We start from the raw sequence: 23541 nt of genomic DNA on the forward strand, positions 1-23541 counted from the left end.
TGCAATTATGTGGGAGAGTATGTCGTCGCCTTTCTTTAATCTGAATCTTCAGATTCTAAAACCCTGTTCTAACGAACGGGGTTTTTTCGTTTAGAACGCTTTTTTAAATTAGACTATATTATTCCATAATCTGAACAGGAAGAGAAAACTTTAAGGGATCAAACCCAAAACCGTTGGAGTAGTAAAAATTAGGCATAGATATTAGTTAGTCTAAAAAGTAAGAATTCTATATTTCTTAGTCCTCTGAATTTGCTCTAAATGCTTTTATCTTTGCATTGAAAGACTCTGCCGTAGCATGGATAAAACCCAAAATCTTATCTTTTTTTTGGGACTTCTAATGCCGAAGGAGAGTTAAACAGAGCTGTGCATAGTGTAAACTCTAAGAGAGGAACAAACCAGATATTAAACCTTCCTTTTTTGTAGTCAAAGGTATTTGATTATATATAAGTAAAATCTCTGATTAAAGCTCCAATTTCTTTTGCGAGTGGATACGACTAATAATTTATTTTTTGGTCTTAAAAATGCGTAGATAATTTGAATCAATTAATTTATTGTGTCCTTAGTTTCTTCTAAATCCTCAGATTTTTTTCCAATTTTTACTTTTGGATTGTCTTTGGTTCCTGTAATTACTAATGGTACTCCGATGATACCTAATGGTGGTAGGCCTAATCTCATTTTAATATTAAGTTTTCCATCAAGACTTGAAGTTCCTTCTATTCGGGGTCTAAAACCTGCAAATTTGAATTTAAATCTTTCCACAGTGATGATATTGTTTTTGACAGAACTTTTTATATCAATTTTGGAAATCTCTGGATTTTTTATTGCTTCGTTGTTTGTTGTGGTAGCTACCGCACTGAACATTTTCATCCCTTTCAATTGTACTTCTTTTACCGTTAAGACTCCGCCACCAACAAGAGATGGGTATATTGGAGACATATCTGCATTTAATTTTCCTTTTAATGCATAGTCTACGGATACTATACCTTGAGCGTTTTCGGCTGCACTGGCCATTTCCCTGAAAATTTTTATTTCGTTGTAGGCTTTTTTAATATCAAAGTCGGTAGCTTTTATTTTGTAATCAAATTGGGCTCTTTTTGGGCTTATACTCTGATAAGTGGCATCCATTGTTACAGCGCAGCCTATTAAATTAAAGCCTGTATTTTGCATCATTAATTTACCTTTTTTCATTTTTAACATGCCTCTGGAATCGTTTAGCGTCAAACCGCCAAAAGTTATTTTTTGAGCATTGGCCTGGAATTGTAAATCGAAATTGGAAGGTATTATGATTACGCCAGTTTCTTCTATTGTTTTTTTATTTGTCTCAATGGACGGTGTAGAAGTTTCAACCGTATTATCTGTTTTTGAAATTGACATGAATTCGTCGGCATTGATGTATTTGGAATTAAGGGTAAAGGAGCCTCTTAATACACCGGTTTTCGAAGTCATGAAGTTGAATACATTTTGCAAATAACCATTCATTTTAAAGTCGGATTGTCCATAGGCAGCCAAAAAGGTGTTGAAACTCATTTTGTCTTGATTGAATTTAAATATTCCTTCCTTAATTAGAATTTTTTTTGGCAAATAATCAGTAGTCAGTTGAATGTTTTTGACTTCTAAAGTTCCTTTGTTAAATAATTTGGTATAGTTTCCCTTTTCGGCATCACTTTGTTTTCCCTTCAAAACTAAATCGGTTTTGATATATCCATTTATATCCAATCCTTTTTGAGAAAAAACATTATAGATTTTACCAATATCCAAGGTTCCTTTTGCTTTCACATCATAGGATAGATCTTCAAAATTATCTAAATCTGCTTCAACAGAAAAAGGTTGTCCTTCAAAGGTAAATGCAGCAGGTTTTACTGTTACTTTCAAGTCGTTGAATGTCCCTTTTTGATTGTTTATTGTGGTTAGGATGTCAATGTCTGTTATTGGATTCGGATAATAATTGGTTTTAATATGACCGTTTTTTAAATTAATTTTGGCATTAGTAACCGGGAAAAGACCACTCTTTTGATTGTATATTCCTTTTACATTTCCTTCACCAATTAACAGACCTTTCAATTCTAAATTTGGAATTCCAAGAGCTTTGCTGAGTTTCTCCAAGTCTATTTTAGTGTTTAGGGTAGCGTCTATTTCGGGATTGGATATTCCTTTAGTATAGAACTTAGCTTTTAAATAATCCTTTTGGATATTTAAAACTAAATTTTTAGTGTCAATAATTAAAAGTTCGGGATTTAGGGAAGGAATTTTTGTTGATAAATCCAGATTAAGATTGGAAACTGGAAATGCACTTTTATCATAGTTTATAAATCCATCCTTTATTTTTAAGTCAAGATTTAAATCAGGCCCTATGTTTTTTGTGGCAATGTATTTTCCTTTTAGTGTTAGAAGGAGATCTGTTTTTCCTTTCAACTCTGTTTTTTTTAACCAGATTATGTATTTTGGAGGAAAGGCAGTAAAAACATCATATAGATTACTGTTATTTGATTTAATAACGAAATCCATATTATAGCCATCTTTTAAAAAATCAAATCTACCTTTAAAATCAACTAGAAGTTGGTTTATTTTTAGATTATTTTGCTCAAAGATGAAGGAGAGCGAATTGACATTTACTTTGGTGATTAAATCTCCATCCACTTTTTTGTTCATCAAGTAGGGTTCCTTTTCATAAATGATATTCAGTTTATCGATTTTTGCTTTTGAATACAAATCAAAAATATCTTTACTTAAATCACCATTGCCTAAATAGTTAAAACCAAAGGCGTCTACATGAATATCTGCAGATTGATCATCGTATACAAACTGGCTGTTTATTATTTCTATTTTTTCTAATTTTAAAGCGGTATCGGTGCTGTCTTTTTTTGCTTTTTTCGTTTCTGCTATATAAACATTATAGTTGGCGTTTCCATTTTTATCAACCTTGATATTAATTGAAGAGTTGGACAAGTAAATTTCGTCTATGTTAATGGACTTGCTGAAGAGCAGGCTTGATAAATTTATTCCGAAAGATACTTCTTTGGCAGTTATTAAATTTTGTTTTTGGTATGGAGCCGATCCTTTAAGGCTAAAATCATTTAGAGTTAATGTTAAGGAAGGGAAATGATGGAAAAAGGACACATTTGCATCAACGTAGTTGAGTTCTCCATTTAATTTTGAATTAGCTGTTTTCTTGATTTCTTCTTTGAGTCTTTCAGCAAAAACTATTGGTGTTAAGAACATCAATGCGAGAATGCTTAAAAGTATTATTCCTGTATATTTAATTATTTTAAAAAAAACGGAGCTAGATTTGATTGTAGACATGATTCATCTGATTTTAGGTTTGTTTGAAATTCAAAGTGAGATTGCTCTTTTTAAAATAAGTAAAAAACACTTTTTAGGATGAAATATCTTCTGAGATATCTTACAAAGGTAATTAAAAAATGAAGCGTTTTTAGGAAGGATTGTATTTTGAGTTCGATTTTTGTTGTCGAATTGATCTCTATATTTTAGAGCTTACTTTTGCTTTTTTGTTTTAAGAAATTTTAAATTTTTAACTTCTAAATAAAGAGTTTGTTTTCAAAATCTTGTTCCCTTACAGTTATGAAATTGTTACAATTATAGGGCTGTAAATTTTTCAAAAATCAGATACAAATAGAGGATTTAAATTTTAAGATGTATGCCTAATAGCTTCATTAAAAAGTAAATAATATAAAGTTTTCAACACTATTACGTTTTCGTAACAGCATATGTATACCGTCATGTCGGGGGTAAGATTTTTTACATAAATTTAACTTTTGAAACAAGGGTTGAGATTTTAAAATAGTGCAATTATAAACCTAAATAAATGCACATTTGTCAAATTATTAACTTCAAAATATTAGAATTTTGAAAAATTTGATTGAATGCAAACTTTTGTTTTTAAATGCAAACTATTAAATTAATTAACCCCAAATCTATGATTATTAAATTACTTTCAAGGAACATTCTCCTTTTGGGAATGTTTATTTATTTCGCATTTTCATCAAGTGCAACTGCACAAACTTTTAAAGATGATATAATGCTGCAAGCATTCGGATGGGATGTGCATACGCAGCCTTCTGTAAGTGCAGAAGGAGGCTTGTATAATTATCTTAATGCTAGAGCTTCAAGCTATGCGACTGCTGGTTTTACGGTGCTTTGGATGCCACCTCCAAGTAAATCGACAGGAGGCGTTGGATATATTCCGACTGAACTATTTAATTTCACCCAGACTGTTTATGGATCTGAGGCACAATTAACAACTTTGTTAACCACCTTGAATAACAGTACGCCTAAGATTCATCCCATGGCAGACATTGTTGTGAATCATAGAGGAGGATCTACTAACTGGACCGATTTTACTAATCCAACTTGGGATTGTCATTCCATAACAAGTAATGATGAGGCAAATTTTGTAACCATTACCGGTACTAGACCTTGTGGGACGGCTGATACTGGTGAGGATTTTGGTGCGGCAAGGGATTTAGACCATACTAATGCTCAAGTGCAAACTGGAGTGAAGGAATATTTAACTCGATTGAAAGCACTAGGATTTGACAGTTGGAGATGGGATGTGGCAAAAGGATTTTCCGCCAGTTTTTTTGGAGATTATATTGCAGCTTCTACACCGTATGCATCGGTAGGAGAATATTGGGATGGAGACGTTAATAATTTGAAATCTTGGGTTGATGGTACAGGAAAGAGATCGACAGCTTTTGACTTTGCCTTGTATTATAAATTAAGTTCTGCTTTAAATGGTAATTACGGTCAAATAGCCGCTAATCCGGGTTTGGCAGGTCAATTTGGATATGCTAGTTTGGCTGTTACTTTTGTGGATAATCATGATACTTTTGTTAAAACCGAATGGATTGGTGGAGATAATATCATGAAAGGTTATGCATATATTTTGACACATCCGGGAATTCCATGTGTGTTTTTTCCTCATTACTATGGAGGTAGTTACACTAAGGATGGTGTGACGAGAAATTATACGGCTCGCGAATCTGATATCAATAAATTAATGGCTATTCGTAAGGCTAATGGTATTAATGCCAATAGTAGTGTAGTGGTTTCAAATTCCAGTAGTTATTATACAGCAATTATAGATGATAAAGTTGCGGTAAGAATTGGCTCCAGTACATGGACACCTTCAGGAGCAGGATGGATTGAAAGTGCTTCAGGAACAGACTATAAGGTGTGGTCTAAATCGGCTGTTAATACCGCTCCTTCGGTTGCAATTACTCCTGTGGGTGGTTCATTTGTAGAAGGTTCAACGGTTTCAGTTACCATTGCAGCAACTGATGATAAAGTGGGTTCCATTATTTATTATACTACCGACGGTTCTACTCCCACAACTGCTTCGGCAATTTATACAACTGCAATTAGTGTTACGTCAGATACAACTGTTAAAGCAATTGCAAAAGATACAGACGGCTTATTGTCAGGAGTAACATCTCAAACATATACTTTTTTACCATTAGGTGATATAACGATCCGATTTTTACCTCCTTCCAGTTGGGCAGCTCCAATTAATATTTATCACTGGAGTGCTGTTCCTAAAGCAAATTTGGCTGATGCAGCATGGCCAGGTAAAGCGATGACAGGGCCTGATTCATCAGGATATTATACCTATACGTTTGCCAATATTGCAAGTACTAATATTATTTTTAATAGAGGTACAGGATCACCTCAAACAGCTGATATTATTGGGGTAAATAAAAGTACGTGCTATAATATGTCAACTGGAAGTTTAGTGGAAGAAGTTTGCTCTAATTTAAGCGTGAATCAAGAAGAAATCATAAGCTCTAAAATAACACTTTATCCAAATCCTATTTCAGGATCGTTTAGAATTAGTACAGATGTTTCAAGTGTCTATGTTTATGATGTGACAGGACGAATTGTAAAACAATTTAAAGGTGCTTTTGGTAAAGATTCTGACTTTGAAATCAGTGATCTTGTTAATGGGTTGTATTTTGTAAATATAATTTCAATTGACGGGAAAACTAGCACATTGACCGTTGTTAAAAAATAATTTTTTTATTAAATATCTAAGAGGTTGTTTGATTTATTTAAACAGCCTCTTAGATATTTTATGCAAAAAAGCCTCTTTTTAAACATTATTTACGAAATCGATTGATTTTTTGTTCCTAAAAAATAATCACCATTATAAATTTATAATAAACTCATTTTATGAAGAATAAATTACTTTTATTTTTACTATTTCATTTATTAATTGGACATAAATTAACGGCAAGGAGTTTTGGAAGTTTAGTATTTATTCCTAAAATGAATTCAGAATTGTTTGCTAAGAAAAATGACCCGAAACCAACTAAAAAGGATAAGGTTAATTATACAGCAATTAAACCAGTTGCTGTTTTGGCTCCTCCTACTGTTGTTGCTGGTAGCATTTGCGGACCAGGAATTGTTAATCTTTCGGCAACTGGGGCAAGTGGGGAGACTATTGAGTGGTTTGCAGACCAAACTACGTCAACAGTTTTATTTACAGGCTCTAACTACAGTCCAAATGTAACCACTACTACTACTTTTTATGTTTCAAGTAGATCTGGATCCGATTTAAGTATCCGTGTGCCGGTTGTGGCATCTGTTTATTCAGTACCGCCATCAATTACTTTAAGCGCCTCGCCAGTTAATAATACAACAACACCTTTATGTTTGGGTACATCAGTTACATTTACAGCTAGTGGTGGGGCGGATTTATTTGAGTTTTCAGTAGATGGTGTAGTAAAGCAAGCCATGTCTACCAGTAAAACATTTACGACTAATGCATTGACAAATGGTCAAACCGTTAGTGTTCGTTCAAGGTATGCTGTAATTCTGGATGGAACAATTACAGAAACCGCCTGGGGGACTGGACCTATGGAAAATAATACACTTTCAGCTTCTTTATCTGTAAATGCTATTGGAGGCTATATCAATTCTGTTAAAATTAGCCCGACTGAAGATAAGTTAGTTTTTGGTATTGCAGGAAAATTAATTAATTACAGGAGGGTGTTATTATTTTTGGATACTAAATCGGGAGGGTTTAATGTTTCCAATTATGGAGATGAGAATGGTTCTCTTCCTCCAGTTCGAGCTTTTAATTATTTTAACAATAATCCAAGTACGTTTGATTCTTATTTTGCCGCAGACTATTGTATAGCCATTGCAACTGATGGAGGGGAAACCAATTATTATGCTGATGTTATTGAGTTGAAAACGGGAAATTCTATTAAAACTTATTTAGGTACTGCAGCTACCGGAGCACCAACTGCAGTGATGGGAATCAATAAAAATAATACGGGGATCACTGATTACACCAAAGGATTCGAGGTAGAAGTTTTAAAATCACTTATTGGATATACCGGTGGTGACATTAAATTTTTTGCATTTACGATGCAAGACAATGCAGAATCAAATTATAATGTTACCAATTCTTTTTTAAGTCCAGAATTGTCGAGCAGCTCAGATTATGGTTCAGGGGCCGTTAATTATAATTTAAAAGATCCAAACCCTGTAATAGTAGCCGCCACTGCATTAAGTCCGTGCTATTCGGAAGATAATATTACAATGAATTTTGTTTCTAATCCGACAACCGCCACTGTGGGAGCCAACCAATCAAAATGTCTTTTAACAAGTGATGCGTTAGGAGGAAATACCCCAATAGTAGGAACTGGACTTTGGACTAAAAAGTCAGGTCCGGGTACGGCAAGTTTTAGTGATGCATCAAATGGCAATTCAACAGCCAGTGTGAGTGCAGTTGGAACTTATGTTTTCACATGGACGATTTCAAGTGGACAATGTGCAACATCTTCAGCAGATGTAACAGTTTTATACAACGTTACTGAACCGCCAACGGGTTCGTCAAATCAAAATTTCTGTAAAATAAACACACCAAAGGTTAGTAATTTAGTTGCTGCAGGTACTAATGTGGAATGGTTTACTGCCTTGACAGGAGGGGTCTCAATACCTGCCAATACAGATTTGAATACAGGTACATATTATGCAGAACAAACGAATCTAAGCACTTCTTGTAAAAGTATTTCTCGTCTTCGTGTAGATGTCATTGTAGACAATCCTATAGGTCCAATTGTGGATGCAACTCAAACGTTTTGTAATACTGCAAAAGTATCTGATTTGGTTGCGACTGGTACAGCTGTCAAATGGTATGATGCTCCTAATGGAGGGTCACCTAAAGATCCTAATACACTTTTGGTAAATGGAGAAACATATTATGCGACCCAAACTGTTTCTGGAACACTTTCTTGCGAGAGTACACCTAGAATTCCTACTGAGGTAACGATAAATGTTACACCAATGCCATCTGGATCAGGTGCGCAAACAGTATGTAATGCCGGTACAATTGCAGATTTAGTAGCAACGGGAACAGGTACAATTAAATGGTATCTAAATGCTGCTGGAGGAAGTCCTTTGCCTTCCTCTCAAATATTAGTGACAGGAACTACTTATTATGCCAGTCAAACAATATTATCTTGTGAAAGTGATTCCAGATATCCGTTACTTGTTACTATAAATGACCCTCAAGCTCCAATTAGTGGAGGTAATCAATCGGTTTGTGCTACAAATCCTTTGCAAACTCTAACCGCGTCAGCGACCGTTGCTACTGGAACTGTAGTATGGTACGATGCACTTACAAATGGTAATTTGGTCACTAATCCTATTTCAAATACAGTAGGATCTAAAACGTATTATGCCCAAAATAACATTGGTTCATGCTCAAGTGTCTCTAGAACTGCAGTCACTTTAGAAATAAAAGATTCTCCATTTTTGAATGTTATAACTAAAGTTTGCTCATTAGATTTATTAACATATTCAGTTGACTTTACAGCCGTCAGCGGAAGTACAATAACATTAAATCCTGTTGTTGGGAATATCGTTGGGAATTCTATAACAGGGATACCTGCGGGAACTAACTTTACTATTACTGCCGATAAAGGAAATGGATGTATAGAAGTATATAACGTAATTGCACCAAATTGCAGTTGCTCACTAATTGACAATCCAATTAGTGGCGGTGATCAAACAGTTTGTGAAGGACAATCAAATCCTACTTTATCTGCTACTGTAAATAGTGGGGAAACAGTAGACTGGTATGGTGATAATAGCGGAGGTGTGCCACTGGCCACCAACAGCACAACTTATATACCAACTAATACTTTACCTGGAGTGTTTACTTATTATGCAGAAGCCAGAAAAACAGTGGATGCATGTTTAAGTTCCGGAAGAACCGCGGTTTCATTAACAATAACAGCTCAAGCAAAACCAACTGGAGCAAGTACACAATCTTTCTGTGAATCAGAAAATGCAACTGTAGCCAGTTTAGTTGCAACAGGGACAGGGATAAAATGGTATGCGAATGCCACTGGAGGTTCATCTTTATCTGTTACGGAGGCATTAGTAGATTCAGAAGACTATTATGCTACTCAAACTGCAACTTCCGGCTTGTTATGTGAAAGCGTTGACAGACTAAAAGTTATAGTGTCAATCACCAAGCCAGCAGCTCCTATAACAACTGATGCAGTTCAAACTTTTTGTAATTCGGCTACAAGTGCAGATTTGCAGGTTACCGGGACTAATGTGAAATGGTATGATGTGTTGAATAATTTGATTTCGGATGTAACTCCTTTGTCTGATGGTGATTACTTTGCAACGCAAACAATTTCTGGTTGTGAAAGTGTGAATAGATTAAAAGTAACTGTAATAATTAATAAACCATCGATACCAGCCATAGTTAATGCTCTTACCTTTTGTGAGGGAGATAATGCAACGGTAGCTTCTTTGACTTCTCAAGTAACATCTGGGGCCGATATAAAATGGTATGCTTCTTCCACAGGAAAAACACCGCTAAACCCAAGCGATATTTTGATTGATAATATTTATTATGGAACTCAGACAGTCTCAGGATGCGAAAGTGAGTCCCGAGTTGCTGTGAATGTAACTATAAATAAACCTGCAAAACCTTCAGGTGATGGAATCCAAGAATTTTGTTCAAGTGAAAATGCTACAATTTCTAATTTAATTGTAACAGGTGGACTACCTTTTTTATGGTATGATGCATCAAATGGAGGGAATTTGCTGATAAACACAAGCATTTTAGAAAACGGAAAAAAATATTACGTTTCTCAAACTGTTGCAGGGTGCGAAAGTGTAGAACGTTTGGAGGTAACTGCAGTTGTAGTAGATCCGCCGACTCCTACTATTGTCAATCCGAACGTATTCTTTTGTGAGTCTGAAAGTGCAACACTTAACAGTATTGTATTGCAAGGTATAGTTAACAATTCGAATATAGCGTGGTATACAGCGGCGAGCAACGGAAGTCTTCTGCCAGGAAATACGCCACTTGTTTCAGGAAGTAAATATTATGCTGCACAGAAATCAACCACCCCAATTGTTGGTTGTGAAAGTATCAATAGATTAGAAGTTACAGTAACAATTGATGCTATCCAGCCTCCAGTTATTGATGTAATTACCCAACCAACTTGTGCTAAAAATACAGGAAGTGTCCTGTTAACAGGATTGCCGGCTACAGGCCTCTGGACTATAAATTCCTCAGACGGAACATCTGTTTCTAATACCGGAAATACCTATTTGTTTGATAATTTAGCTCCATCAGCGAGTTACACGTTCAAAGTCACAAATGATAAAGGATGTACTTCTGTTTTATCCTCATCTATGGTGGTGATAAATTCAGTTCCTGCTGCCCCAGTAGTTCCTACTGTCAGCGGTGTAATCCAGCCTACTTGTGGTATACCATCCGGATCAATAACAATAGCTACGCAATCAGGAATGGAATACAGTTTAGATGGAATAACGTACCAGTCTTCAAACTTATTTCCGGGCTTAGTTCCAAATAACTATACGCTTTATGTTAGGAATCTTTTAGATGATACTTGCGTTACGACGTCTGCTTCTGCAATATCAATTAATGCTATTCCGTCAGCTCCGATTACGCCAACAGCATCAAGTGTAATCCAACCTACCTGTGGTACGCCAGCAGGATCTATAACAATAACAGTACAATCAGGAATGGAATATAGTTTAGATGGAATAACATACCAGTCTTCAAACTTATTTTTGGGCTTAGTTCCTAATAACTATACTCTTTATGTTAGAAATCTTTTAGATGATACTTGCGTAACAGCGTCTGCTTCTGTGATAACAATTAGTGCTATTCCCTCAGCTCCAGTTGCACCAACAACAGCAAGTGTAATCCAACCTACTTGCGGTACGCCAGCCGGATCTATAACAATAGCCGTACAATCAGGAATGGAATACAGTTTAGATGGAATAACGTACCAGTCTTCAAACTTATTTCCGGGCTTAGTACCTAGTAACTATATGCTTTATGTTAGGAATCTTTTAGATGCTACTTGCGTTACGACGTCTGCCTCTGCGATAACAATTAATGCGATTCCAATGGCTCCAGTTGTACCAACGGCAGCAAGTGTAGTGCAACCAATTTGCGAAACGCCATCAGGAACGATTGTTATTGCTGCTCAAGCTGGAGTTGAATACAGTATTGATAATGTTAGTTTTCAGGCTAGTGAAATATTTTTAGGGTTATCTCCAAATAGTTATACACTATATGTTAGGAATCTGGCAGATCATAGCTGTTTGTCCCAAAGTAATTCTGCAGTAATAATTGATCCGCTTCCTGTTTTGCCCGCAACACCAACTTTGGCTGAAATAACACAGCCGACCTGTTTGGAACCTACAGGTAAAATTGAGATTACTCCACAAGTAAATGTGCAATACAGTATTGGGAATGGGTATCAAGACAGTAACCTATTTGTTGATTTGCTACCAGGGAAATATACAATAAGCGTGAGACTAACAAATAGTATAACTTGTATATCTTCTGGTTTAGAACAAACTATAAACCCAATCCCTCCTCAGATTCAATTTGAAACAACTGGTGATTGTGAGAATAAAGTATATAAGCTGACAGCCTCGCCATTGGCCAGTTCATATAACCCCGACAATGTAAGCTATCTATGGAAAGACGCTAATGGTTCTCCAGTAGGTTCAAATTCGAATGTGTTAAATCTATCTGAAGTGATTTCGTCTTCTTCTGAAAAAGAAACATTTCCTGTAACATATACATTAACAATTACTTCAACGGATACAGGATGTGAAACATCGGGAGACACAACGGTAGAATCTATTTATTGTGATATTCAAAAAGGAATCTCGCCAGATGGAAATGGATCAAATGATTACTTTGATTTAAGGCTAATGGATGTAAAAAAACTGGAGATATTTAATAGATATGGTATCAACGTTTATAGCCAGTCTAATTACTCAGATCAATGGAAAGGCCAATCCAGTGGAGGCGATGATCTTCCAAGTGCTACCTATTATTATGTGATAGAGTTTAATAGCGGACAATCCAAAACAGGTTGGATCTATCTAATCAGAGAAAAATAATTAATTGCATTTCTCTAAGACTTTAATTTTAGGTATTCAAAAAATAAAACATATAGACATGAATAAAATATTTTTAACTTCCCTTTTGGTTCTTTTAACCTTTATGGATGTGAAAGCACAACAAGATCCACATTATACGCAGTATATGTACAATATGAATGTTATAAATCCAGCTTATGCAGGTTCAAAAGAGAGTGTTTCTTTTGGGCTTTTATACAGAAAACAATGGGTGAATATTGAAGATGCACCGACCACTTTTACCTTCTCAGGACATACTCCGGTAGGAAACAATGTTGGGGCTGGACTGTCTTTAATCTCTGATAAAATAGGTCCTGTAACGGAACAAAATGTATTTGGAGATTTTTCATATACATTGAAATTAGGAGAGACACAAAAATTGGCATTTGGTTTAAAAACAGGAGTGTCTTTTCATAAAGTTGGACTGAGAGATATTCAGTCCAGTTTGCCTGACCCGTCGGAAGGAATTTTTGGAGAGGATATCAACGACACTTCTTTTAATTTGGGGACAGGTGTGTTTTATTATACAGACAAATATTATGTGTCATTTTCGATACCTAATATGATTAAGTCAGCACATTTGGACTATAATGGTAGAGAATATGGTTCAGACGTATCACATTATTTTTTAACTGCCGGTTACGTGTTTGATATTAATTATGAATTGAAATTCAAACCTTCCTTTATGTTAAAATCTGCTTTTGATGTATCACCTTCGTTAGACCTTTCGGCTAATTTTTTATATCAGGAAAAGCTTGAACTAGGTGCGACCTATCGATTAGAAGACAGTTTTGGAGCGATGATAAATTTTGCGGTTACTCCAGAGTTACGAATAGGTTATGCTTACGATTATATAGTTTCTGATCTGAATATGACATCCAAATCATCTCATGAATTTATTGTTTTATACGATTTATTTGTGCCGAAGAAAGTGTCACGTTCTCCAAGATTTTTCTAAAATTAAATTTAATAGTTAATGAAAAAGTATACGATATTATTGTTTTTTGTGGTTGCAACGATTTCCGTTACTGCACAAAATAAAAACACTAAAAATGCAGATAAATTATTTGACAGGTACGAATATGTCCAGGCTGTTCAAGAATATTTGGCATTAGTTAATAAAGGAGATTCAGACAGTTATGTGTGTAAACAACTAGGTGATTGTTATTATAATATGTATAATACAATTGAATCTGAAAAATGGTACCGACAAGCAATGCAATCCAAACAAGATGCGGAGACTTATGCCAGATATGCTCAAATGCTCAAGTCTAACAGTAAATATTCTGAGGCTAATGAGCAAATGAAAATATTTGCTGCCTTGATTCCAAATGACCAAAGGTCCATAGAATTCAACAAAAATCCAGATTATCTCCCTCAGCTCATAGATAAAGAGAAACTGTTTGATGTAAATAAAATTTCGATTAATTCAGCGAAATCCGATTTTGGAGCTGTCCTTTATGGTGACGTCCTTTATTTTGCAAGTGCAAGAAATGAGAATAATAAAAAATATGGATGGAATAATGAGCCGTTTTTAGATATTTATAAATCTACATTAAATACTGATGGAACCTATTCAGAGCCAACTCCTGTTGAAGAATTAAACACGAAATTTCATGAAGGTTCAGTATCAATAACTAATGATGGCAATACCATTTATTTTTCTAGTGAAAGTTTTAATGAAAAACTATTTGAGAAAGACAAAGCAAAGCGATTGAAATATGGTCAGGTTAGTTTGTATAAAGCGGTTAAAGAAAATGGGAAATGGTCAGGATTGATGCCATTACCTTTTAATAATAAAAGCTATTCAGCAGGGAATCCATCAATTGATAAGGAAGGGAAAACGCTTTATTTTGCTTCAAATATGCCAGGATCTATTGGGAAAACAGATATTTGGAAAGTAGCTGTGAATAGTGATGGTACTTTTGGTATTCCAGAAAACTTAGGTGATAAAATAAATACGGCCGGAGATGAAAATTTCCCTTTTGTGACTGAAGACAATATTTTGTATTTTTCTTCAAATGGCTTAACGGGTTTTGGGAGTTTAGACGTTTTTTCTGTCGATTTAAATAAAGACGAGAATCCTGTCAATATTGGAAAACCGGTCAATACAGAAAAAGATGATTTTGCTTTTACATTCAATAAGGCAAAGAATATTGGCTATTTATCTAGTAATCGTTCTGGCGTAGATCAAATCTATAGTTCGGTGCCAGTATGTAAAGGTCAGATCCAAGCTATTGTGAAAAATTCCAAAACAGGAGAAGTTTTGGCCTCTTCAAAGGTTGTTATTTTAGATGAAATGAACAATATTTTGGACACACAAATCGCTAATGAAAAAGGTGAAGTTACATACAATGTCGAATGTCAAAAAGCATATATAATTGAAGTTTTTAAAGATGGTTTTGTAACGAAAAGTTTCCCTGTGACCAAAATATTGGGAGGAAAAATTGTTATTGATGCTTCAATAGATCCGATAGAAGTGATTATAACAGAAACAGAAATAATTTTGAATCCAATTTATTTTGAATTTGATAAAAGTAATATAACCAAACAAGGAGCTTCTGAATTGGATAAGCTAGTTTATGTAATGTCTCAAAATGATAAACTAGTAATTTTTGCCAAATCTCATACAGATTCGAGAGGGGATGGGAAATACAATTTAGATCTTTCGGAAAGAAGAGCAAAATCGACTGTCCAATATATTATTTCAAAAGGGATTGATGCCAGCAGAATTTCAGGGAATGGTTTTGGTGAATCACAACCAAAAGTGGATTGTAAAAACAAATGTACTGAAGAGGAACATGCCATAAATAGGCGTTCAGAATTTATGATTGTGAAATAATAATTATTTTTAAAATTTTTATTAAAGAGGGTATGTTAGCAATAACATGCCCTCTTTTAATTTAGACTATGCCTCAACCAGAAAAAGTATGTAAGTAGATTCCAATTGTATTGAATTATTCGCTTAGCTGGAATATTATGAACTCTTTAGAATCCCTTTAACAATGGTTGGTATTTAAAATGCTTATCTTTAATATGTTATGATTTTAATTGTGTCGTAAATTTAGAAGAATTAATCAATAATGTATATTATGAAAGCAACAGTTAGAATTGTTATCCTGTTTTTTGTTGTTAATTCATTTGCATTGATGGTACCGCAAAAAGCAACTGCACAGGTATCAATTAGTTTTCAGTTTTTTTATGATAATTTAAGTCCATACGGTAACTGGGTATCTTATCCAAACTATGGATATGCTTGGGTACCTAATGTTTCAAATCAATTTATCCCTTACGGGACTGACGGTTATTGGGTCTACACTAATTTCGGTTGGACTTGGGTTTCTAATTATTCATGGGGATGGGCACCTTTTCATTATGGGCGGTGGTTATTTGATCGCTATTATGGATGGATATGGATTCCTGGTTATGAATGGGGTCCGGGATGGGTCATTTGGAGAGGATCAGAGGGATATTTAGGATGGGCGCCAATAGGTCCCGGAATAAGTATTGACTTTGCTTATAGTGTAAGTTACCGTTTGCCTTATAATCAGTGGGTGTTTGTCAGGGACAGGTATTTTGGACGAACAAATATCTATAATTATTATGTTAGTCCATCAAATAACACTACAATCATCAATAATTCCAAAGTAATAAATAATATCCAGAGGGATAATGTAAGTCGTGTAAAATATAATGCCGGACCTGTAAGAAGCGATGTGCAAAGAAGAACTGGTACAACGATTTCGCCAATTGCCTTAAAAGGGAGAAGTGTTCCAGGTCAGAATTTAAACAAGAAAGAACTTCAACTATACCGGCCATCTGTAGAAAAATATAAGACAGGCGAACGGAAACCTGCTCCTTCTAAAGTAGTACGATTAAAAGATGTTAAGCCTGCTGCTTCTAGGATGACTAAAGAGGAATATCAGCCAGTGAAAAAACAACAACAGAAGCAGAACAATCAGGATGTGGGGATGCAACAATATCAAAGGCAACAAAATGAGCAGTATGATAGACAGGAACAAATGCAACGTTACCAAATGGAGCAGCACAGAAGGCAACAACAACTTGAAAAACAACAAAAGGAACAGTTAGCCAGAGAGCAACAAATGCAAAGACAATTAAATGAGCAGCATGCCAGACAACAACAAATGCAAAAACAATTAAACGAGCAGCATGCCAGACAGGAGCAAATGCAAAAGCAACAGAATGAGCAGCATGCAAGGCAGGAGCAAATGCAAAAGCAACAGAATGAGCAGCATGCAAGGCAGGAGCAAATGCAGCGAAACTTTAATCAGCAGCAAGCACATCCACAACATTCAAAACAACAACAAGCACAAAAGAAACAGTAAAGAATAATGATAATATTGTAGCTATAAATATTGAGAAAAAGTAATCGTTTCGAATGCATAAGTGGTTTGCTCTCTATCTCGTGTACAGGGACGGCGTGAGGACAATGTCGTTAAAACAAAAGGGTATGTTAGTTAGCATACCCTTTTTAGTTGAAATTTATTTTTCAAAATAATGTAATAGTTGATTCTGGTTCTGTAAATCAGTTTTGATTATTTTATCCGTGAACCGTTTCCTTTTTTCCGTAGTTTACGATGATGGAAGTCTCAAATTCAATCCATTCTTTCCAACGTTTATCAACATCAATATTGTCAGCGTACTTTTTGGCGAAACCAAGAAAAGTGGTGTAATGTCCGGCCTCACTAATCATTAAATCACGATAGAATTTGGCTAATTCGGGGTCAGTTATGTTTTCAGATAAAACTTTAAAACGTTCACAGCTTCGGGCCTCTATCATGGCTGAAAATAATAACCGGTCACAAAGAGCATCTTTTCGGCTACCGTCTTTTTTCATAAACTTAAAAAGTTCATTTACATAATGGTCTTTTCTTTCCCGGCCCAGGGTCAGTCCCTTCTTTTTTATTAATTCATGGACCAACTGCAAATGATCTAATTCTTCTTTTGCAATGATTAGCATTTCGGTTACCAATTCCTCCAATTCAGAGTTGTATGTAACTAAACTTATCGCATTTGATGCTGCTTTTTGCTCACACCAAGCGTGATCGGTTAAAATTTCTTCTATATTCGATTCGACTATATTTACCCAGCGTGGGTCTGTAGCTAATTTTAATCCTAACATGATAATGAAATTTATTCAGGTACAAAATTAGTGTTTTCTTAGCTATTTTTGGACTCATTGATAGTTTTGCCGTCAAAATAGCATTATTTTGCAATTGAAATTAAAATAATTATGAATCAAGTTCGAAAACTTCTTATTATTGGGTTTGTATGGCCAGAGCCCAATTCATCTGCTGCAGGAGGAAGGATGATACAGTTGATAGCCTTTTTCAAGGAACAAGGATATCAAATCACCTTTTCTAGTCCGGCTTTGGACAGTGATTTTATGGTAGATTTAAAAGAATATGGAGTTGATAAAAAGATGATTGCCTTAAACTGTTCCAGTTTTGATGCTTTTATAAAAGAATTAAATCCAGATATTGTTTTGTTTGATCGATTTATGATTGAAGAACAATTTGGATGGCGTGTGAGCGAAAATTGTTCTGGTGCTTTACGAATTTTGGATACCGAAGATTTGCATTGTTTGCGGTTGGCACGCCAAAAGGCATTTAAAGAAAAACGGGATTTCAGAGTTTCGGATTTACTTGTTGAAGATGTGGCCAAAAGAGAAATTGCCAGTATTTTGCGTTGTGATTTGTCTTTGATGATTTCAGAATATGAAATGAAGTTGTTAGCAACCGTCTTTAAAATTGATACAGCTTTGTTGTATTATTTGCCTTTTTTGTTAGATCCTATCGAAGGAAGCATTATTCATGCATTACCTTCATTTGAAGAAAGGGAAAATTTTGTGTTCATTGGGAATTTTCTTCATGAACCGAATTGGAATGCCGTTCAATTTCTAAAAGAAAGTATTTGGCCTTTAATTAAAAAACAATTACCGGAAACTTCTATTTTTATTTATGGTGCTTACCCTTCTCAAAAAGTGTTGCAATTGCATAAACCAGCTGAGGGATTTATTGTAAAAGGTCGTGCTGCCAATGCGGAAGAAGTGGTTAAAAATGCTAAAGTTGTTTTAGCTCCTTTGCGTTTTGGTGCTGGTATTAAAGGAAAGTTGATTGAGGCGATGCAATGTGGTACACCAAGTGTTACCACTTCTATTGGTGCGGAGTCGATGTGTGATGATTTAGTCTGGAGTGGTTGTGTAGCTGATAATGCTGTTGATTTTGCTAATGACGCAGTACAATTGTATCTGGATAAAAAGATTTGGCTGAAAGCGCAACAAAATGGAATTGCAATAATCAACCAGCGTTATTCCAAAGATATATTTGAAGCTGACTTTAGAGAGAGAATTGATTTTTTATTGTCTAATTTAGAACAACACCGTTTGAGTAACTTTATGGGCGAGGTGTTGCACCATCATACTTTAAAAAGTACAAAATACATGTCGAAGTGGATAGAGGAAAAAAATAAATAAAAAAACCCGTTTTGAATTTTCAAAACGGGTTTTTTAATATGTTAAAACAAAGGATTATGCCAGCATAGTTACTGGATTCTCAATATATTGTTTCAAAGTTTGTAAAAATTGAGCTCCTGTTGCTCCGTCAATTGTACGGTGATCACAAGCTAATGATAACATCATAGTATTTCCTACTACAATTTGACCATCTTTCACTACCGGTTTTTCTACAATAGCACCTACTGAAAGAATAGCAGAGTTGGGTTGGTTGATGATAGAGTTAAATTCGGTGATACCAAACATTCCAAGATTAGAAACAGTAAAAGTACTTCCTTCCATTTCTGTTGGTAATAATTTTTTGTTTTTAGCTCTTCCAGCAAGATCTCTTACGTTACCACCAATTTGAGATAAACTCATTGCATCTGTAAATCGTAATACAGGAACAACTAGTCCGTCCTCAACAGCTACAGCAACACCAATATTTACATGATGATTGATAATGATAGCATCTTCTCTCCATTGAGAGTTGATTTTAGGATGTTTCTTTAAAGCTATTGCGCAAGCTTTTATCACCATATCGTTGAATGATACTTTTGTATCGGGAACACTATTAATGATCGCTCTTGATTTCATTGCTTCGTCCATTGTTACTTCTATAACTAAGTTGTAATGAGGAGCAGTAAATAAAGATTCTGCTAAACGTTTAGCAATTATTTTTCGCATTTGCGAATTCTTGATTTCTTCTGTGAAAACTTCTCCGGCAGGAACAAATACTTTTGGAGCGGCTGCAGTTTCAGCTTTTGCTGGCGCAGTAGTTGTTGCTGTTGGAGCAGCGGCAGTTTGTGGTGTAAAGTTTTCGACATCATTTTTTGTGATACGCCCGTTTTCACCAGAACCTTTTACCTGTGTTAGTTGAATTCCTTTTTCGCTGGCAATTTTCTTTGCCAATGGCGAAGCCAAAATTCGTTTACCATCACTACTTACTGTTTCAACTGGTTCAGCAGCTTTTTCAGCAGTAACTGCTTTGGTTTCTTCTGTTGCAACTGATGCAGCTTGTGGAGCCCCGCCAGTTGTATAATTTTCGGCAATGCCACTAATGTCTGTTCCTGCAGGTCCGATGATAGCTAAAAGACTATCAACTGGTGCTGTATTTCCTTCTTGAATTCCGATGTATAATAAAGTGCCTTCGTTGAAAGATTCAAATTCCATTGTTGCTTTATCTGTCTCGATTTCAGCAAGAATGTCACCTTCGGCAACGGTATCACCAACTTTTTTCAACCAAGTGGCTACAGTTCCTTCGGTCATAGTATCACTTAAACGAGGCATAGTTACTACTACAACTCCTTTTGGGAGTGATGTTACTGCTGCAGGAGCTGCGCTTTCTTCTTTTTTTGCTTCAGTTGCTTCAGTTGCTACTGGAGCTGTTTCAGCTGGGGTAGCTGTGGTTGGTTTTCCGGCCAATAAAGCGGAGATATCTTCTCCTTCATTACCGATGATAGCCAAAAGACTATCAACTGGCGCTGTTTCTCCTTCCGGAATACCTATGTGTAATAGAGTTCCTTCGTTGAAAGACTCAAATTCCATTGTTGCTTTGTCAGTTTCAATTTCTGCAAGGATATCACCTTCGCTTATTTTGTCACCTACTTTTTTCAGCCAAGTCGCTACCGTTCCTTCCGTCATCGTATCGCTCAAACGAGGCATGGTTATAATTGTTGCCATAATTGATTTATAGTTTATGAGGTAAAAATGGATAGTTTTCTTGTGCGTATACTACATCGTATAATTGTTGGATTTCTGGATAAGGAGATTCTTCAGCAAATTTTACGCATTCTTCCACTAAATCTTTTACCCTTTGATCGATTACTTCAATTTCTTCTTCGGTAGCATATTTTTGATCCATAATTACATCTAAAACCTGTGTAATTGGATCTATTTTTTTGTATTCTTCTACTTCTTCTTTGGAACGATATAGTTGAGCATCAGACATGGAGTGTCCTCTGTAACGGTACGTTTTCATTTCAAGGAAAGTTGGTCCGTCTCCACGACGAGCTCTTTCGATAGCTTCTGTCATGGCTTCAGCTACTTTTACCGGATTCATTCCGTCAACTGGTCCACAAGGCATTTCATATCCTAAACCTAATTTCCAAATATCAGTATGGTTTGCAGTTCTTTCTACAGAGGTACCCATCGCATAACCATTGTTTTCCACGATAAATACTACTGGAAGTTTCCATAGCATAGCCATGTTAAAAGCTTCGTGTAAAGAACCTTGACGAGCAGCACCATCTCCAAAATAGGTCATGGTAACTCCTCCAGTTTCAAAATATTTATCTGCAAAAGCCAATCCAGCTCCTACAGGAATTTGGCCGCCTACGATTCCGTGACCACCATAAAAACGGTGTTCTTTCGAAAAGATATGCATAGAACCACCCATTCCTTTTGAGGTTCCGGTAGCTTTTCCTAAAAGTTCAGCCATTACACGTCTTGGGTCTACGCCCATACCAATTGGTTGTACGTGATTTCTATAAGCGGTAATCATTTTGTCTTTAGTCAAGTCCATAGCATGTAAAGCACCTGCTAAAACGGCTTCCTGACCATTGTATAAGTGTAGAAATCCTCTAACTTTTTGTTGTATGTATAATGCGGCAAGTTTGTCTTCAAACTTTCTCCAAAGCAGCATGTCTTCATACCACTTTAAATAAACCTCTTTTGTAACTTCTTTCATCTGAATTAATTCTTTTGCTAAAGTGTTATTGTGTTATCAATTGGTACCTATAACGCAAAATAGTTTCCTCCCACAAATTTGCGAAATGCAAAAATAAGACATTCCAACTAAGAAGTAAAATTTAAAAGGTAATTTTTGGGGTTTTTTTACAAGAACTTTTTGTGAAACATAAAAGGGAGCAAATTTTTTAGGGATGCTGATTTGTAAATAGCACCTGTTTCTCCCATGAAATATATTTCTATTGGGGTATCTTGTTTTATTTCGTATTCTGCTATGGATTGCCTGCAAGAACCGCAAGGTGGAATTGGGGTCGTTGTTTTATTAGTATCAGAAGCTGCGGTAATAGCCATTTTTAAGATTTTTGCATCTGGATAAACAGCTCCTGCATGAAAAATAGCAACACGTTCTGCGCAAAGTCCTGAAGGGTAAGCTGCGTTCTCCTGGTTGGATCCCAATACAATTTTTTCGTTATCTAAAATAATGGCAGCACCAACTCTGAATTTTGAGTAAGGGGCATATGCGTTTTTTCTAACGGCCACTGCTTGTTCCATTAGATTTTGAATTTCGCTTGGTAATTCTGTAAGTGAATCAAAAACTGAAAATTGTGTTGTTATAGATATTTCTTTCATTATTTCTTAAGGAAAAAAAATCCAAACTCCGTTTTAATTGAAATTTGGATCGTTAAATTATAAAGGGATTATGGTTAATAGACATCATACTTTTCTCCAAAATTGAAGGTAAGTGAAAAGCGTAGAGTATTTTCTAAAGGGTTTTTTACGTTCGATGTAGAGAACAGATAAGAAACATCTACTTTTAAAGAAGTGTATTTAAAACCTGCTCCAAGTGAGAAAAATTCTCGAGACCCTTTTTCCGGGCTTTCATGAAAATATCCTAAACGCATAGAAAAAGAATCTTGGTATAAGTATTCCGCACCGGCTGCATAAGTTATTTCTTTTAATTCTTCACTAAATCCATCAGGGGCGTCAGAAAAGGACTGGAACATCCCTTCAAACCATCCGATGGAACGATAGTCGTTTTGGTTTTGAGAAATTTCTTCGCTGGTTGTTGTTCCGTCCCCATTTAAATCGGGATCTTGAGGTGTAGGAACCAGTAATTTATTAAATTCAAGATTTACGGCTACTTTATTGTAATCATCCAATATGAAATCAAATCCAGATCCTATTTTTAAATTAGCAGGTAAAAAATTGCTGCTGATTTCGTCATTGTCATAATTGAATTTTGGTCCCATATTTTGAATATTAAAACCAGCTCTCCAGCGACCATTGAAATCAGCATAAGCAATTTCTTCTGATTGATAGAATCCTGCAATATCTACTGCAAATGAACTGGCTGACGAAGCGTCACCATTGTCTGTAGGAACTTTTAAATTAGACAGAATATATCTCCCGGCAACAGCCATGGAAAATTTTTCACTTAGTTTTTGTGAGTACGAACCGTCAAAGGCAAATTCATTTGGTGAGACTATTCTGGCCTGGTCGTTTGCGTCATCACGTAATTCAATATCACCTAAACCAAAAAAACGCATACTTCCTGCGAATGCACTTCGGTCGTCAATTTTATTGTAGTAGGTTAATTGTCCTAATGAAATATCATTTACCAGATCGGTAAGATAAGGGGTGTAACTTATAGAAAATCCTTGTTTGTCAACTGCAAAAGCATATTTCGCAGGATTCCATTGCTGTGAAAAAGCATCAGTAGAAGTGGCAACACCACTGTCCCCTGTACCTGCAGATCTTGCGTCTGCAGCCACTAATAAAAAGGGTACTGCTGTTGTGATGACTCTGTCTTGTGCTTTTGCTATAGAAATTGTAAACAAGCATATAAAAAGCAACGTTATTTTTTTCATTCTAATAAG

Annotated in this window: 12 protein-coding genes; 6 read left to right on the forward strand and 6 right to left on the reverse strand. The window is 35.5% G+C overall.

Annotated elements, in window-relative coordinates; translation table 11 throughout:
- Window positions 1–543 precede the first annotated feature (543 nt).
- Window positions 544–3300, reverse strand: a complete 2757-nt coding sequence (locus ABEB23_RS00005) for a hypothetical protein (protein ID WP_348810336.1) — start codon at window positions 3298–3300, stop codon at window positions 544–546.
- A gap of 634 nt (window positions 3301–3934) precedes the next feature.
- On the opposite strand from ABEB23_RS00005, the gene ABEB23_RS00010 reads away from it, so the two are divergent.
- From ABEB23_RS00010 to ABEB23_RS00030, 5 genes are all read left to right on the forward strand, one after another.
- Window positions 3935–6028: a chitobiase/beta-hexosaminidase C-terminal domain-containing protein gene (locus tag ABEB23_RS00010; RefSeq protein ID WP_348810337.1), complete on the forward strand. Its 2094-nt coding sequence runs from the start codon at window positions 3935–3937 to the stop codon at window positions 6026–6028.
- A 158-nt stretch (window positions 6029–6186) separates the two neighbouring features.
- Entirely contained in the window at window positions 6187–12441 is a 6255-nt protein-coding gene (locus ABEB23_RS00015) for an Ig-like domain-containing protein (protein WP_348810338.1), read from the forward strand.
- Between the two features lie 58 nt (window positions 12442–12499).
- On the forward strand, window positions 12500–13417 hold the full coding sequence (locus ABEB23_RS00020; RefSeq protein WP_348810339.1) for a PorP/SprF family type IX secretion system membrane protein: 918 nt from the start codon (window positions 12500–12502) through the stop codon (window positions 13415–13417).
- Between the two features lie 18 nt (window positions 13418–13435).
- Entirely contained in the window at window positions 13436–15301 is a 1866-nt protein-coding gene (locus ABEB23_RS00025; protein WP_348810340.1) for an OmpA family protein, read from the forward strand.
- Window positions 15302–15608: 307 nt separating this feature from the next.
- Window positions 15609–16808 (forward strand): DUF6600 domain-containing protein, encoded by a 1200-nt coding sequence (locus tag ABEB23_RS00030; RefSeq protein WP_348811114.1) that lies wholly within the window; start codon window positions 15609–15611, stop codon window positions 16806–16808.
- 215 nt (window positions 16809–17023) lie between these two features.
- On the opposite strand, the gene ABEB23_RS00035 is transcribed toward ABEB23_RS00030, so the two are convergent.
- A complete protein-coding gene (locus ABEB23_RS00035; RefSeq protein WP_348810341.1) occupies window positions 17024–17605 on the reverse strand; it encodes a MiaE family protein in 582 nt (193 codons plus the stop codon).
- Between the two features lie 111 nt (window positions 17606–17716).
- Here ABEB23_RS00035 and ABEB23_RS00040 point away from each other — a divergent pair, with 111 nt between their 5' ends.
- Entirely contained in the window at window positions 17717–18958 is a 1242-nt protein-coding gene (locus ABEB23_RS00040; RefSeq protein WP_348810342.1) for a glycosyltransferase, read from the forward strand.
- Window positions 18959–19012: 54 nt separating this feature from the next.
- On the opposite strand, the gene ABEB23_RS00045 is transcribed toward ABEB23_RS00040, so the two are convergent.
- The 4 genes from ABEB23_RS00045 to porV form a co-directional block, all read right to left on the reverse strand.
- Window positions 19013–20659, reverse strand: a complete 1647-nt coding sequence (locus ABEB23_RS00045; protein WP_348810343.1) for a dihydrolipoamide acetyltransferase family protein — start codon at window positions 20657–20659, stop codon at window positions 19013–19015.
- A gap of 7 nt (window positions 20660–20666) precedes the next feature.
- Window positions 20667–21665 (reverse strand): pyruvate dehydrogenase (acetyl-transferring) E1 component subunit alpha, encoded by a 999-nt coding sequence (gene pdhA, locus ABEB23_RS00050; RefSeq protein ID WP_348810344.1) that lies wholly within the window; start codon window positions 21663–21665, stop codon window positions 20667–20669.
- 146 nt (window positions 21666–21811) lie between these two features.
- The gene (gene cdd / locus ABEB23_RS00055; RefSeq protein WP_348810345.1) at window positions 21812–22294 is read right to left on the reverse strand and encodes a cytidine deaminase; all 483 of its coding nucleotides are present in this window, start codon (window positions 22292–22294) and stop codon (window positions 21812–21814) included.
- Window positions 22295–22368: 74 nt separating this feature from the next.
- A complete protein-coding gene (gene porV, locus ABEB23_RS00060) occupies window positions 22369–23532 on the reverse strand; it encodes a type IX secretion system outer membrane channel protein PorV (RefSeq protein WP_348810346.1) in 1164 nt (387 codons plus the stop codon).
- Window positions 23533–23541: the final 9 nt, after the last annotated feature.

The sequence above is a fragment of the Flavobacterium maritimum genome (assembly GCF_040049085.1).
GTDB classification, from domain to species: Bacteria; Bacteroidota; Bacteroidia; order Flavobacteriales; family Flavobacteriaceae; genus Flavobacterium; species Flavobacterium maritimum.